The following is a 15,360-nucleotide window of genomic DNA, read 5'->3' on the forward strand; positions in this document are numbered from 1 at the left end:
ACACCAACGAGCCTTGCACGCGCCGTAAATCACGCCGTCCGGACATGACCCCGCAGCGGCACCCGGCCACCACCGCGACCACCCCGAGCCCGGCCGGCGATTGAGGCCAAAACCGACCACCGGGCGGCACCGGGCGGCACCGGGAACCCCCGGTCACCCCGTCGCGGCCGTCGCCCCCAACGCCCGCGCCAACAGCGGCGCCACCTGCTCCACCTGCCACCGCCGCGCGCCATGCGCGGCCAACGCCTCCGACACCGCCTCCACGCTCCGCTCCGCCGGCGGCTCCCAGCAGACCCGCCGCACGGTGTCCGGCGTGATCAGGTTCTCCTGCGGCATGTTCAGCCGCTCCGCGAGCGCCGTCACCGAGGCACGGGCGGCCGAGAGCCGGGCCGCGGCCTCCGGGTCCTTGTCCGCCCACGAACGCGGCGGCGGCGGACCGTTCAGCGGCTGTCCGGGCTGCGGCAGCTCCGTGTCGGGCAGCGACTTCGCCCGGTCGATCGCGGTCTGCCACTGTTCGAGCTGGCGCCTGCCCATCCGATGCCCGAACCCGGGCAGCGCGGTGAGGGCCTGCACGTTCAGCGGCAGCGCCAGCGCGGCCTCGATGATCGCGCCGTCGCTCAGCACCTTGCCGGGGGAGACGTCGCGCCGCTGGGCGGCCTGGTCACGGGTGTTCCACAGCTCCCGTACGACCGCCATCTGCCGGCGCCGCCGGACCTTGTGCATGCCGGATGTACGGCGCCACGGGTCCTTGCGCGGGGGCGCCGGCGGGGCGGACGCGATCGCGTCGAACTCCTGCCAGGCCCAGTCCAGCTTGTTCTGCCGGTCCAGCTCCTTCTCCAGCGCGTTGCGCAGATCGACCAGCAGCTCGACGTCGAGCGCCGCGTACCGCAGCCACGGCTCCGGCAGTGGCCTGGTCGACCAGTCGACGGCGGAGTGACCCTTCTCCAGGGCGAACCCGAGTACGTTCTCGACCATCGCGCCGAGGCCGACCCGCGGGAAGCCCGCGAGCCGCCCTGCCAGCTCGGTGTCGAACAGCCGCGTGGGGCGCATGCCTATTTCCCTGAGACACGGGAGGTCCTGTGTGGCGGCGTGCAGGATCCACTCGGTGTCGGCGAGTACGTCGCCGAGGGCGGAGAGGTCGGGGCAGCCGACGGGGTCGATGAGCGCCGTGCCCGCGCCCTCACGGCGCAGCTGGACCAGGTAGGCGCTCTGCCCGTACCGGTAGCCGGACGCCCGCTCGGCGTCGACGGCCAGCGGGCCGGTGCCCGCGGCGAAGGAAGCGATCACCTCGGCGAGCGCTTCGTCGGTGGCGACCACCGGCGGAATGCCTTCGCGAGGCTCCAACAAAGGGATCGGCGCCGTTTCGACGTCGGCCGGGGGAGCGCCCCCGGTGGTTCGCAGTGCTGGGTCTGCTGCGGTCTCTTGGGCGTCGGTCACGTGTCAAGGGTATCTGTGAACGGACGCCGCCCGCCGACGGAACGTTCCGTCGGCGGGCGATGCGGCCGGTGGGGCGGGTGAAACCGGTCAGTGAATGATTCCGGTACGGAGGGCCACGGCGACCATTCCCGCCCGGTCGCCCGTGCCGAGCTTGCGCGCGATGCGGGCGAGGTGGCTCTTGACGGTCAGGGCCGACAGGCCCATGGAGACGCCGATCGCCTTGTTCGACTGGCCTTCGGCGACCAGCCTGAGCACCTCGACCTCACGGCCGGAGAGCTCGCGGTAGCCGCCCGGGTGGCTCGGGGTACCCGGGGGGCGGCGGTGCATGCGGGGTCCCGCGCCGATGGGTGCGGCGCCGGGGCGGCCGGGGTGGCCGATATTCGTACGGGTTCCGGTCACGACGTAGCCCTTGACTCCGCCCGCGAGGGCGTTGCGCACCGCGCCGATGTCGTCGGCGGCGGAGAGGGCGAGGCCGTTGGGCCAGCCCGCTGCCCGGGTCTCGGACAGCAGGGTGAGCCCGGAACCGTCGGGCAGGTGGACGTCGGCCACGCAGATGTCGCGTGGATTGCCGACGCGGGGGCGCGCCTCCGCGATGGACGAAGCCTCGATGACGTCGCGTACTCCGAGCGCCCACAAGTGGCGGGTGACGGTGGAGCGTACGCGGGGGTCGGCCACGACGACCATGGCCGTCGGCTTGTTCGGGCGGTAGGCGACCAGGCTTGCGGGCTGCTCGAGGAGAACGGACACCAGGCCTCCTGGGAAGGTGCGGGACGGACCGGCTCGGGGATGAAGCCGGGGGCGAGCCGTGCTTGAAGGGTCATTGACCTCTTCGGCAGCTACCGTCCCCGCCTTTAGAGAATGATCACGAATTAGTGAGTAACAATTCGGGCAATTCGGAAGCGTGATCGATCATCCTACGAGTGGTCCCCTCTTTGGCCGAGCGAAAACCGGCCATCGGGCGGACCCCGTGAGCCCGCCCGGCCGCCCCCGTCCTACCGCGCCTGCGGACCCCGGCGCTGGGGGAGTGTGACCACGCCCGCGCCCGGCTCGGTGGGGCCGGTCGGGGCCGCCGGCGGCAGGCCCGCGAGCTGGCACAGCAGATCGCACCAGGCGGCCAAGTGCGTTGCCGAGTCCGGGACTCCACCCATGCCCTCACGCGGCGTCCAGGACGCGCGGATCTCGATCTGCGTCACCGGGCGGCGCTCCGAGAGCCCGCCGAAGTAGTGCGACCCCGCACGCGTGACCGTGCCGCTCGGCTCCCCGTACGTAAGACCGCGCGCCTCCAGCGCCCCGGTCAGCCACGACCAGCAGACCTCCGGCAGCAGCGGGTCCGCCGCCATCTCGGGCTCCAGCTCCGCCCGCACGAGCGTCACCAGCCGGAACGTGCCCTTCCACGCGTCGTGCCCGTCGGGATCGTGGAGGAGCACGAGTCTGCCGTCGGCCAGGTCGTCGTCCCCCTGGACGACCGCCGCCTCCAGCGCGTACGCGTGCGGTGCGAGCCGCCCCGGCGGCTTGGTCGGGTCGATCTCCATCTCGGGGCGCAGCCGCGCCGTCCTCAGTGATTCGACGGCCAGCCGGAACGCCGACGGGACGGAGCCCTCCTCCCCGTCCCCCGTGCCTCCGACGCCGTTGGAATGATCAGAAAATTGTCCCTGAGCCGCAGCCATGCGGGGAAGAGTAGGCGGAACGCACGCCCAGTGCGGTGAAGGACACCCGGCCCGGCCCGGCCGCTTCTGTGTACATGCGAAGATTCTGGGCGTGAGCGCCAACGACCGCCCCTCGGGCCAGCCGACGAAGACCGCAGCGACAGCGGCGACACTCGCCACCCGCGACTCCGCCTTCATGAAGGCGTGCAGGCGCGAGCCCGTGCCGCACACGCCCGTGTGGTTCATGCGGCAGGCGGGCCGGTCGCTGCCCGAGTACCGCAAGCTGCGCGAGGGCACGGCGATGCTGGATTCGTGCATGCGGCCGGACATGGTCACCGAGATCACCCTCCAGCCGGTACGCAGGCACGAGGTCGACGCCGCGATCTACTTCAGCGACATCGTCGTCCCGCTCAAGGCCATCGGCGTCGACCTCGACATCAAGCCGGGCGTCGGGCCCGTCGTCGCGAACCCCGTCCGCACGCGCGCCGACCTGGCGCAGCTGCGCGATCTGACGCCGGACGACGTCCACTACGTCACCGAGGCGATGGGCATGCTCACCGCCGAGCTTGGGTCCACCCCGCTGATCGGCTTCGCGGGCGCCCCGTTCACGCTCGCGAGCTATCTCGTGGAGGGCGGACCGTCCCGTAACCACGAGAACACCAAGGCCATGATGTACGGCGACCCGGAGCTGTGGGCCGAGCTGCTCGACCGGCTCGCGGACATCACCGGCGCGTTCCTGAAGGTGCAGATCGAGGCGGGCGCCAGCGCCGTACAGCTCTTCGACTCCTGGGTGGGTGCCCTCGCCCCCGCCGACTACCGGCGCTCCGCGATGCCCGCGTCGGCCAAGGTCTTCGACATGATCGCCGGATACGGGGTGCCCCGCATCCACTTCGGCGTCGGTACGGGCGAGCTGCTCGGGCTCATGGGCGAGGCGGGCGCGGACGTGGTCGGCGTCGACTGGCGCGTACCGCTGGACGAGGCGGCCCGCCGGGTGGGCCCCGGCAAGGCGCTCCAGGGCAATCTCGACCCGGCGGTCCTCTTCGCCCCCACGCGGGCGGTGGAGACGAAGACCGACGAAGTCCTCGACGCCGCGAAGGGGTTGGAGGGACACATCTTCAATCTGGGCCACGGCGTGCTGCCGAACATGGACCCCGACTCGCTGACGCGCCTGGTGGAACACGTCCACACGCGCACCGCCCGGTAGCCCCGCTACCAGCCCGCCTTGCGGACCGCCGCCGTCGCCTTGCGGGCCGCCACCAGGACCGGGTCCCAGACCGGGGAGAACGGCGGCGCGTAGCCCAGGTCCAGCGCGGTCATCCGCTCCACCGTCATCCCCGCCGTCAGCGCGACCGCCGCGATGTCCACCCGCTTCGCGGCGCCCTCGCCGCCGACGATCTGCACGCCGAGCAGCCGGCCCGTACGGCGCTCGGCGAGCATCTTCACCGTCATCAGCCGCGCCCCCGGCAGATACCCGGCGGTGCCGGTGGACTCGATGGTCGCCGAGACGTACCTGAGCCCCGCCGCGCGGGCGTCCTTCTCCCGCAGTCCCGTACGGGCGATCTCCCGGTCGCACACCTTGCTGACGGCCGTGCCGACGACGCCCGGGAAGGTGCCGTAGCCGCCGCCCACGTTGGCGCCGATGATCTGGCCGTGCTTGTTGGCGTGCGTGCCCAGCGCGATGTGGCGCGTGGTGCCCGTGATCAGGTCGAGCACCTCCACACAGTCGCCGCCCGCCCAGATGGACTCATGACCGCGTACCCGCATCGACAGATCGGTGAGCAGCCCGCCGTGCGGGCCGAGCGGCAGACGGGCGGCCTCGGCGAGCTCCGTCTCCGGCCGGACACCGATGCCGAGCACCACGACGTCCGCCGGGTACTCGGCGCCGTCGGTGGCGACGGCCCTGACCCGGCCGTCGTCGCCGGTGAGGATCTCCGTGACGGCGGCGCCCCCGACCGTGGTGATGCCGAGGCCGTCCATCGCCTCGTGGACCAGCCGGCCCATGTCCGGGTCCAGTGTCGCCATGGGCTGTTCGTCGCGGTGCAGGACCGTGACCTCGTACCCGCGCTTGAGCAGCGCCTCCGCCATCTCGACGCCGATGTAACCGGCGCCCACGACCACCGCGCGCCCGCCGTCGCCGCCCGTGCGGGCCAGGGTCTCGATCAGCGCCTGGCCGTCCCCGAGGGTCTGTACGCCGTGCACACCGGGGGCGTCGATGCCCGGCAGCGGGGGCCGGATCGGGCGCGCGCCCGTGGCGATCACCAGCTTGTCGTAGCCCGTCCACGACTCGGACCCGCTGTCCAGATCCCGGGCGCGGACCCGCCGGCCCCCGGTGTCGATCTCCAGCACCTCGGTCCGCATCCGCAGATCGATCGCGCGCTCCCGGTGCTCCTGCGGCGTGCGGGCGACGAGGTCGTCCCGCCGCTCGACGTCGCCACCGACCCAGTACGGGATGCCGCACGCCGAGTACGAGGCGAAGTCGCCGCGCTCGAAGGCGACGATCTCCAGCTCCTCGGGCCCCTTGAACCGGCGGGCCTGCGACGCGGCGGACATTCCCGCCGCGTCGCCGCCGATGACCACCAAGCGCTCCGCTGCCATTGCGCGTCCCTTCGCGTGTGTGCCGGGCACCGTGCGCCCGGCACACAGACGCTACGCGGACGCGCCGGATCAGTCCCGCTTGCCCGCGTCGGGCGACGGGTCCGCGTCGGGCGCCGGTGTCGGTGCCGGTGCCGGATCCGGCACCGCGGCCGGGGCGTGGGACCCGGCCGGGACGGGCGCCGGTGCCGGGGTCCGCGTACGCCGGGAGCGCAGCCGGGCGCCGAAGAGCAGCCACAGCCCGAGCAGCACCGCCAGCGCCGCGACGAACGGCAGGCTCGCGGCGATCACCACAACGATCCACCGCAGCACCGTCACCAGCGCGTCCCAGCCGCCCCCGAGCGCGTCCAGGAAGCCGGGGTCCCCGTCCCCGGAGTCCTTCTCCTCCTTCGGACGCTCGCTGAGGTCGAGCGTGACGGTCGCCATCGTCGTCCGGTCGGCGAGCGACGCCTGCTTGGCCAACAGGGCCTCCAACTCCGACTGGCGCGTGTTCAGTTGCGACTCCAGGGCCACCACGTCCGTGATGTCCTCGGCCTGGTCCATCAACTTCCGTACGCGGTCGACGCTCGCGCGCTGCGTCGCGATCCGGCTGTTCACGTCGACCACCTGCTCGGTGACGTCCTTCGCGTTCGCCGAACGCGCCAACAGCTTCCCGGCGCCCGCCAGTTCGGTGAGGACGGAGTCGTACTCGGCCTCCGGGACCCGCAGTACGACGTTCGATGCCACGTGCGTGTCGTCGATCCGCTCGGTGGTCTCGTCCTCGACCACCCCGCCCGCGTCCAGCGCGACGTTGCGGGCCTTGGCGAGCGCCTTCGTCACACTTTTCACCTCCACCGAGAGGGTGGCGGTGCGGATCACATGGGTCTTCGCGAACTTGTCGTCGACGGCATCGCCCTTGCCGGTCTGCTGCTTGCCGGCGTCCTCGTCCGCCGCGGCTCCCGCCCCCTGCCGGCCCGCCGCCGGCTCGGCCGCGCTCTCGGCCTTCATGTCTCCACTGTCCGAACTCGACGCGCTGCATCCCGCCAGGGCGAGTGAAGCGGTGAGAAGTGCTGCCGCGAATGCGGGAAGTGCACGCATGTCGGTCCCCCAAGGCTGCCGTGCGTGAATGTCGCCGGTTCGACGGACCGGTACGGAAGCGGGTTGCGCTTTTCCGGTCGCGAAGCGGTCACGGTCGGGACTCGGTACGGGCAGGGGCGCGCCGGGCCGACGTCGGGGGTGGTCTGAGAGAGTGGAGACCATGGTGAGCAGCCCGAATCCCACGCCTCTCTCCGCCCCCGCGCCCCATGTCGTCGTCGTAGGAGGCGGCATCGCCGGTCTCGCCGCCGCCGACCGGCTGCTCTCCGCCGGGGCCCGCGTGACGCTCCTGGAGGCGACCGACCGGCTCGGCGGCAAACTGAAGGCCGGTGAGATCGTGGGCGCCCCCGTCGACCTCGGCGCCGAGTCCATCCTCGCGCGCCGCCCCGAGGCCGTCGACCTCGCCCGCTCCGTGGGGCTCGGTGAGCGCCTCCGGCCGCCCGCCACGAGCTCGGCCTCCGTCTGGTCGCGCGGCGAGCTGTACGCCATGCCCACGGGCCATGTGATGGGCGTTCCCGCCGACGCCTCGGCCCTCGGCGGTCTGCTCTCCGTGGAAGGCGCAGCCAGGATCGGCCGCGAACGCGACCTCGGGCCGGTGTCCGTGGGCGACGACGTGTCCGTCGGCGAGTACGTCGCGCAGCGCCTGGGCCGCGAGGTCGTGGACCGGCTGGTGGAGCCCCTGCTCGGCGGCGTCTACGCGGGCGACGCCTACCGCATCTCCATGCGCGCCGCCGTCCCCCAGCTCTTCGAGGCGCTGCGCACCCACGACTCGATGCTCGACGCCGTCCGCGCCATCCGGTCCAGGGCCGCCGAACAGCCCGGCGGCGGAGCCGTGTTCACCGGCATCGACGGCGGCGTGGGCCGCCTCCCGGGCGCCGTCGCCGACTCCGTACGGGCACGCGGGGGCGACATCCGCGAGGAGACGCCCGTCCTCGCACTCACCCGCACCGCGGGCGGCTGGGCGGTCAGGACCGATCAGGAGATCGTCGCCGCCGACGGGGTCGTCCTGGCGAACCCCGCCTGGTCCGCCTCCGCGCTCCTCGCCCAGGAGTCGCCCGCCGCTTCCGCCGAACTCGCCGCGATCGAGTACGCCTCCATGGCCCTGGTGACGATGGCCTTCCCCCGCGCCGCCCTCACGGAGCTGCCCGGTCTGCCCGACGGCAGCGGCTTCCTCGTACCGCCCGTCGACGGCCGCACCATCAAGGCCGCCACCTTCTCCACCCGCAAGTGGGGCTGGGTCGACGAGTCGGCGCCGGACCTGTTCGTCCTGCGCACTTCCATCGGACGGTACGGCGAGGAGGACCAGCTCCAGCGCGAGGACACCGAACTCGTCGAGGTCTCCCTGCGCGACCTCGGCGCGGCCACCGGACTCGCGGCGCGCCCCGTGGCCACCGAGGTGACACGGTGGATCGGCGGCCTGCCCCAGTACCCGGTCGGCCACCTCGCCCGCGTCGCCCGTATCCGCGAGGCCGTCGCGAAACTCCCCGCGCTGCGTCTGTGCGGCGCGCCCTACGACGGCGTCGGCATCCCCGCCTGTATCGCGAGCGCCAGGCGCGCCGCCGACGAGATCATGGCCACGCCGACCCTGGCGCGGGGCACGGATCGGGACACGGGACAATAGCCGTATGACTTCCGCACCAGACAAGATCCCCAACGCGGGCAAGAAGGCCAAGGATCTCAACGACGTCATCCGCTACACGCTGTGGTCCGTCTTCAAGCTGCGCGATCTGCTGCCGGAGGACCGGGCCGGTTACGCCGAAGAGGTCCAGGAGCTGTTCGACCAGCTCGCCGCCAAGGACATCACCGTGCGCGGGACGTACGACGTGTCCGGGCTGCGCGCCGACGCCGACCTGATGATCTGGTGGCACGCCGGGACCGCGGACGAGCTCCAGGGGGCGTACAACCTCTTCCGCCGCACCAGGCTCGGCCGGGCGCTCGACCCCGTCTGGTCGAACATGGCGCTGCACCGCCCCGCCGAGTTCAACAAGTCCCATGTGCCGGCCTTCCTGGCCGACGAGACGCCGCGCAACTACGTGAGCGTCTACCCCTTCGTGCGCAGTTACGACTGGTATCTGCTGCCCGACGAGGAGCGGCGTACGATGCTCGCCGACCACGGAAAGATGGCCCGTGGTTATCCGGACGTCCGCGCCAACACCGTGTCATCCTTCTCGCTCGGTGACTACGAGTGGATTCTCGCGTTCGAGGCCGACGAACTGGACCGTATCGTCGACCTGATGCGTCATCTGCGCGGTTCGAAGGCACGGCTGTACGTACGGGAAGAGGTGCCGTTCTACACCGGCCGCCGCAAGTCGGTCGCGGACCTGGTCGCCGAACTCGCCTGATCCACAGGCGCGGCCCGCGATCCGCCCCGGGCGATCGCACAACTGCGTGACGGCAGGGTCCGCCCCCGGGCGGCCCGGCCGTCCCACCCGGAAGATCAGACGACCGGCGGCAGCCCGCGGCCGGACCTCTCGTCCAGCGACACCGGGTTCGGCTCCGGGCTCCAACGGGCTCTGGCCTGCGGAAACGCGTTGATCTGCGGGAGAGGTCCCCGTTCTTCCTCTCTGTCCGCCGCTGCGGCGATCAGCGTCGATGAGCCCGGCGCCGTGCTCCCACGGGAGCACGGCGAGAAACGCTGGGCCCGGTCCTGGAAGAGGACCGGGCCCAGCGGGTCCGAGTGCTGGCCGGCCTGAGGTGATACCGCTCTGCACGTCCGTTCCAGCAGACCGCAGACGACGGAACACCCTGCCCGGCATCAAGGCGACTGTGCCGACCGCGGACCGAACGTGAGATCCGTCCTCTCCCACCCCCGATCCTGGGGCTGCCACTGCGAGGGTGCACCGCATCCTGGCCCGGCACGGCGTGAAGCCGGCTGTCCTGGCCCGACCGTCGCCATCGGCGAGCCGGTCAGGCGGCACCAACGGGCCCCGCCGGGCGAGTTGGTCCACGTCGACATCGAGAAGCCCGGCAACATACCGGAGAGCGGCGGGCACCGGACCACTGGTCGGCAGCAGAGCCATGAACAGGCCACCACCCCCGCATGGAGCTGCCATCCGTGCCGGATGCAGCCGCATGCCCTCCGACGTCGACGACCACTCCCGCCTGGCCTACGGCGAACTTCTGGCCACGCGCCCGCCCGGGACTGCGGGACAGCCCTACTGAGAAGTGCCCTCTGACCTGCTGTTTCCGTGCATTCTGCCCCTGGCCGCACCGGGAGGATCAGCACGATGGCGCAATTGTCACCCCTCAAGTCGCGAATCGTGTATCGGGAGTCACCCAGCGAACGGATGCGGCGGCGGTGGACGGCTCCGAGAAGCGAAGCAGGCGCTGACGCGGTGCCTTCCCGGGGGAGTTCGAACCTCGTATGACTCTGGCCGCTTACAGTGCGGCGAAAATCACTCAAAGTGCACAAGCGAACACTTGGCGTAAGTATGCGTGTGTGGCTCACATCGGGAGCCAACCAGACTCAGTCACCAAGGAGAAGTGATGAATGCACGCGCCCGCTACGGCTTCACCAGAGCCAGACGCGAGAAGTTGTGGAGCCTGATCGGTGGAGTCGCCATCGCCTCGGCTGTTCTGTCCGGGGGGCATGTAGCGGCAGCGGCCGGTGCTTCAGCGGCATCCAGTCAAGGTGGGGGTGGCGGAGAAACGCCTCCCTGCTCCACGTACGGTGCCCCGGAGTACGGTGATCCGGACTGCGGCGGCCACGCAGGTCCGACGGGTCCGACGGGTCCTGCGGGTCCGACGGGTCCTGCGGGTGCCGATGGCGCTGACGGTGCGACCGGTCCGACGGGTCCTGCGGGTGCCGATGGCGCTGACGGTGCGACCGGTCCGACGGGTCCTGCGGGTGCCGATGGCGCTGACGGTGCGACGGGTCCGACGGGTCCTGCGGGTGCCGATGGCGCTGACGGTGTCGACGGTGCGACCGGTGCGACCGGTGCGACGGGTCCGACGGGTCCTGCGGGTGCCGATGGCGCTGACGGTGTCGACGGTGCGACCGGTGCGACCGGTGCGACGGGTCCTGCGGGTGCCGATGGCGCTGACGGTGTCGACGGTGCGACCGGTGCGACCGGTGCGACGGGTCCTGCGGGTGCCGATGGCGCTGACGGTGTCGACGGTGCGACCGGTGCGACCGGTGCGACGGGTCCTGCGGGTGCCGATGGCGCTGACGGTGTCGACGGTGCGACCGGTGCGACCGGTGCGACGGGTCCTGCGGGTGCCGATGGCGCTGACGGTGTCGACGGTGCGACCGGTGCGACCGGTGCGACCGGTGCGACCGGTCCGACGGGTCCTGCGGGTGCCGACGGCGCTGACGGTGTCGACGGTGCGACCGGTGCGACCGGTGCGACGGGTCCTGCGGGTGCCGACGGCGCTGACGGTGTCGACGGTGCGACCGGTGCGACCGGTGCGACCGGTCCGACGGGTCCTGCGGGTGCCGACGGCGCTGACGGTGTCGACGGTGCGACCGGTGCGACGGGTCCGACGGGTCCTGCGGGTGCCGACGGCGCTGACGGTGTCGACGGTGCGACCGGTGCGACGGGTCCTGCGGGTGCCGATGGCGCTGACGGTGCGACCGGTCCGACGGGTCCTGCGGGTGCCGATGGCGCTGACGGTGCGACCGGTGCGACCGGTCCGACGGGTCCGGCCGGTCCCGTCAGCACCACCGAAGCGGTCGGCAATACGGTGGCGATTCCGCTCGTAGGAAGCGTTACTTCAGTCGCCACATGCCCCGCTGGTTCGGTTCTCACCGGAGGCGGTTTCCGCCTTACCGGTCCTGCGGTCGTCAGTTTCACTGAGAACGCGCGGGCCGCCGCCCCGGCGGAATCATGGAGCGTAACAGTCGAGGGCGCGAGTATCCTCGGTGTCAGTGTCACGGCGGTTGCTGAGTGCGCGTGACGGTGATTCCGATCTAGCCGTTCGGCAATCCCTTGGATATCGAGGAGGCGCATGTCGCGCCTCCTCGACATCTCAAATGCTTCGATGATGTCAGCCCCCGAATGCGGTTGGCCGCGTGTACCTGCCGTGCGGTGAATCCGACCCCGGCCATTCTCGTTGTAGTCGAATTGAGTGAGGAATGCAAAGGTGTCCACAATCTGCTTGTGCATGATCGTCAAAAATGAGTCGCGAGTGATCGGGCGTTGCCTCGACTCCGTACGCGGTCTTATCGACTCGTGGATCATCTCGGACACCGGTTCGACCGATGGGACGCAGTCGCTCATCCGATCCGCGCTGGAGGGCATCCCGGGGGAGCTCCACCAGGATGATTGGGTGAACTTTGGGCACAATCGAACGCACAATATTCAGCACGCCTTCGGCAGGGCGGATTATCTGCTGCTGCTGGACGCGGATCACACCGTCCGACTGGAGAGCCCTCTTCCCGCGTTGACCGGCACTTCCTACATGCTGCGACATGAAGGGAATCTGGAGTATCGGGTGAAGCGGCTGGTCCGCGGCGACATCGACTGGAACTATGTGGGCGCAACCCACGAGTACCTGAACACTGAAGAAGAAGACAAGCAGGAACTGCTCGATGAGATTGTGATCTCGGATTTCGCCGACGGTGGCTCGCGGCATGACAAGTTCGAGAGAGATGCCGCATTGCTGGCAGACGAACTGGCTCGCAATCCGAAGAATGATCGTGCTGTCTTCTATCTGGCGCAGACGATGCGCGACATGGGGAACGGCGCAGAAGCCATTGAGCTCTACGAGCGGCGAGCAATGATGGGTGGATGGGGAGAAGAAGTCTATGTTGCACTCCTCGAGGCGGGGATCTTGCGCGCTGAACTTGGGGATTGGCCGGGGGGAATGGAGTGTCTGACCAAGGCATGGGAGTCTCGACCGCAGCGGCTTGAAGCCTGCTATCAACTCTCCTCGCGCTTGCGGAAGATGAGGCGGCATAATGCTGCTTACATCTTCGCCAAGGCCGGCATCGGTCGTCCGGTCCCCGCGGGGGATGTACTGTTCACGAACCCCTGGGTCTATCGATGGGGGCTTCTGTTTGAACTGTCCGTTAGCTCCTACTGGATCGGCGAATATGCCGAGTCGGTCTGGGCCTGCGATCAACTTCTAGGTTTGGCCGACCTGCCGGAGGTGTATCGGAGGCAAACTGTGATCAACCGCGGATTCTCAATCGGTCGCCTCGGTGCTCGACAGTGAGAAGTGGGCGGCCCGGTTCCGTGGCGGACTTTTCGGGCATTCCCTCGCTTGCGTCGCCAGGGCACGTGAGGCTGGGATCGTCGCGCACCGCGGAGGTTTCCAGGAGTGGACGAGATCGATTGCGGTAGGCGGAATTCGCAGGGTTCGCCGTCGCGATGAGCTGCGGTCTCCCTTGATCGTGGGCACCTGGGGAGCCGCCCTGCGGGGGGGGCTTCAAGCCGCCACATGCTGCGGAAGGTGACGCGCAGGGCCTTCCCCCTCCTGTGGAAGGTGTGGAGATTTCCAAGCCGCATGGCAAGGGAGTCCGTCTCCTCGGCGTGCCGACCGTGTCCAAGGGGATCGCCCGAACGGCGGTGGCCGCTCACATGGAGAAGCGGGTGGATCCCGTGTTCCACCCTGGCTCCTACGGCCACCGGCCCGGAAGGTCGGCCCTCGACGCGATGGCCCTTGCGTGAACCCGCGAAAACGCGATTTACCCGGCCTTGGGGAAACTGCACAGGCGCCATTGCGCCTGGACACTGATCACGTCCCGGCCGGAGTTCGCCTCTCATGCGTGTACGCCGTGGGACGAGATGATGAGCCGTGCTCCAATGATGCTTCCACGGACTCGGACCGAACGCCTGAGTTCAGCCTTCTTCGCAGTTCAGTGTGCTCTGCCAGCGACACCGGGTTCGGTGCCGCGTGCGGCGCGCACTCTGCGCGCCGCACCGGTGTCTTCCCGGTCAGCAGATACGCCTCGACGTGGTCGTTGACGCACTCGTTGGTGCCGCCCGCGATGCCGTGCGTGCCCGCGCCGCGCTCGGTCACCAGGACGGATCCGGCCAGGCGCCGCTGGAGCTCCAGTGCCCCCGCGTACGGCGTCGCCGCGTCCCGCTCGGCGGCCAGGATCAGCGTCGGTGGCAGCTCACCGGCGCTCGTGCGGACGTCCACCGGCCGCCGGCGCTGGGCCGGCCAGAACGCGCACGGCAGATTCATCCACGCGTTGTCCCACGTCTCGAACGGCGCGACCTCCGCGAGACCGGTGTTGTCGCGGTCCCACACCTTCCAGTCCGTCGGCCACGGCGCGTCGTTGCACTCCACGGCCGTGTAGACGGCGTTGCTGTTCTCGTTGCCCACGGCCGCCGCCGGCCGCGGCGCGGCCTGGTCGACGAGGGGCTTCGTGTTGCCCTTCAGGAACTCGGACAGGGCCGTGGCCCGAATCGCCCAGTAGTCGTCGTAGTAGCCCGCCCCGAGCATCGCCGCGTGGAGCTGGCCGGGGCCGACCTTGCCGCCCGCCGGCCGGTGCGCGACCTCCGCCCGTACCCGCTCGTAGTTGCGCTGGACCTCGGCGGGCGTGGTGCCCAGGTGGTACGTCGCGTCGTGCTTGGCGACCCAGGCGCGGAAGTCCGCCCAGCGCCGCTCGAAGGCGAAGGACTGGTCCATGTTGTTGCGGTACCAGATCTGCTCCGGGTCCGGATTGACGGCCGAGTCGAAGACCATCCGGCGTACGTGGGAGGGGAAGAGCGACGCGTACAGCGCGCCGAAGTACGTTCCGTAGGAGGCGCCCATGAAGGACAGCTTCTTCTCACCGAGTCCGGCCCGCAGGACGTCGAGGTCGCGGGCGTTGTTCAGCGACGTGTAGTGGCGCAGGGACGCTCCCGCGTTGCGCGCGCAGCCCTGGGCGTACGCCTTGGCGCGGGAGATCCGCTCCCTCTTGTACGACTCCGTGGGATACGTCGGCGAGAGCGTGGGGGCCTTCGCGAAGTCCCCGGCGTTCTGGCAGGAGAGCGGCGCGGAGCGGCCGACCCCGCGCGGGGCGTAGCCGACCAGGTCGTACGCCGCCGCGATCCGCTTCCACTCGGGCATCTTGGCCGCCAACGGGAAGGCCATGCCGGAGGAGCCGGGGCCGCCGGGGTTGTAGACCAGCGCGCCCTGGCGCCGGACGGTCTCCACGGCCTTGCCGTCGCCGCCCGCGGCGCCCGTCCTGCCCGACGCCTTCACCCGGCTGACGGTGAGTTTGATCCGCTCACCGTCCGGCCGGGCGTAGTCGAGCGGCACCTCGACCGTGCCGCAGGTGAGGGGGGCGGGCAGCATCTCGGCCTTGGGGCAGGCCCGGAAGGTGATCCCCGCGGCGGCGGCGCGCTTGGCGGCGACGACGGTGCCGCGCGCCTCGGACGAGGTGCCGGCGAAGTCCGCGCCGCCCGCCGGTGCGGCGGAGAGGGTGGACAGGACCAAGGATCCGAGGGTGGCCAGGGCCCCGTACTTCGCAACTGCTCTCATCGCTTTCCCTTCAGGCGTGCCGCGTTGGGGGGAAGGCGATCATCTCCGGAGCCCCGGAGATGTAAAGGATCTGTGAGCGGTGTCGGGGCCCATGACCCCGATGCGTCATACAGTCACTCAATGGGCCCGTACGGGGTGCGTGATCGGGTGCGCTGTGCTCCGTGCGCGGGGTGCGAGCGCGAGTGCCGACCGCCCC

At 70.6% G+C, this 15,360-nt stretch carries 11 protein-coding genes; 5 read left to right on the top strand and 6 right to left on the bottom strand.

The features are described from left to right. Positions 1–153 precede the first annotated feature (153 nt). The 3 genes from SSPS47_RS27720 to SSPS47_RS27730 form a co-directional block, all read right to left on the bottom strand. Positions 154–1,437, bottom strand: coding sequence for a ribonuclease D (locus SSPS47_RS27720; RefSeq protein ID WP_147875146.1), 1,284 nt, complete (start codon positions 1,435–1,437; stop codon positions 154–156). A gap of 87 nt (positions 1,438–1,524) precedes the next feature. Beyond that, a complete protein-coding gene (locus SSPS47_RS27725) occupies positions 1,525–2,184 on the bottom strand; it encodes a response regulator transcription factor (protein ID WP_078074498.1) in 660 nt (219 codons plus the stop codon). Between the two features lie 245 nt (positions 2,185–2,429). Next, positions 2,430–3,104 (bottom strand): DUF3000 domain-containing protein, encoded by a 675-nt coding sequence (locus tag SSPS47_RS27730; RefSeq protein WP_164253332.1) that lies wholly within the window; start codon positions 3,102–3,104, stop codon positions 2,430–2,432. A gap of 91 nt (positions 3,105–3,195) precedes the next feature. Between SSPS47_RS27730 and hemE the strand changes: the two genes are divergently transcribed. After that, entirely contained in the window at positions 3,196–4,287 is a 1,092-nt protein-coding gene (gene hemE / locus SSPS47_RS27735) for a uroporphyrinogen decarboxylase (protein ID WP_147875144.1), read from the top strand. Positions 4,288–4,292: 5 nt separating this feature from the next. On the opposite strand, the gene SSPS47_RS27740 is transcribed toward hemE, so the two are convergent. Then, positions 4,293–5,678: an FAD-dependent oxidoreductase gene (locus SSPS47_RS27740; protein ID WP_164253333.1), complete on the bottom strand. Its 1,386-nt coding sequence runs from the start codon at positions 5,676–5,678 to the stop codon at positions 4,293–4,295. A gap of 69 nt (positions 5,679–5,747) precedes the next feature. Next, the gene (locus tag SSPS47_RS27745) at positions 5,748–6,662 is read right to left on the bottom strand and encodes a DUF4349 domain-containing protein (RefSeq protein WP_239065079.1); all 915 of its coding nucleotides are present in this window, start codon (positions 6,660–6,662) and stop codon (positions 5,748–5,750) included. Between the two features lie 250 nt (positions 6,663–6,912). Between SSPS47_RS27745 and hemG the strand changes: the two genes are divergently transcribed. From hemG to SSPS47_RS27765, 4 genes are all read left to right on the top strand, one after another. Then, complete coding sequence (hemG, locus tag SSPS47_RS27750; RefSeq protein WP_164253335.1) at positions 6,913–8,370, top strand: protoporphyrinogen oxidase; 1,458 nt, start codon at positions 6,913–6,915, stop codon at positions 8,368–8,370. A gap of 4 nt (positions 8,371–8,374) precedes the next feature. Continuing rightward, a complete protein-coding gene (gene hemQ / locus SSPS47_RS27755) occupies positions 8,375–9,091 on the top strand; it encodes a hydrogen peroxide-dependent heme synthase (RefSeq protein ID WP_147875140.1) in 717 nt (238 codons plus the stop codon). Between the two features lie 1,343 nt (positions 9,092–10,434). Continuing rightward, positions 10,435–11,451: a hypothetical protein gene (locus tag SSPS47_RS27760; protein ID WP_239065080.1), complete on the top strand. Its 1,017-nt coding sequence runs from the start codon at positions 10,435–10,437 to the stop codon at positions 11,449–11,451. Between the two features lie 401 nt (positions 11,452–11,852). Next, on the top strand, positions 11,853–12,905 hold the full coding sequence (locus SSPS47_RS27765) for a glycosyltransferase (RefSeq protein ID WP_164253337.1): 1,053 nt from the start codon (positions 11,853–11,855) through the stop codon (positions 12,903–12,905). A 522-nt stretch (positions 12,906–13,427) separates the two neighbouring features. Here the strand turns inward: SSPS47_RS27765 and SSPS47_RS27770 are convergent. Then, the gene (locus tag SSPS47_RS27770) at positions 13,428–15,164 is read right to left on the bottom strand and encodes an alpha/beta hydrolase (RefSeq protein ID WP_164253338.1); all 1,737 of its coding nucleotides are present in this window, start codon (positions 15,162–15,164) and stop codon (positions 13,428–13,430) included. Between the last annotated feature and the right edge of the window lie 196 nt (positions 15,165–15,360).

Origin of the sequence: Streptomyces sp. S4.7 (assembly GCF_010384365.1) — a bacterium.
Lineage (GTDB): Bacteria > Actinomycetota > Actinomycetes > Streptomycetales > Streptomycetaceae > Streptomyces.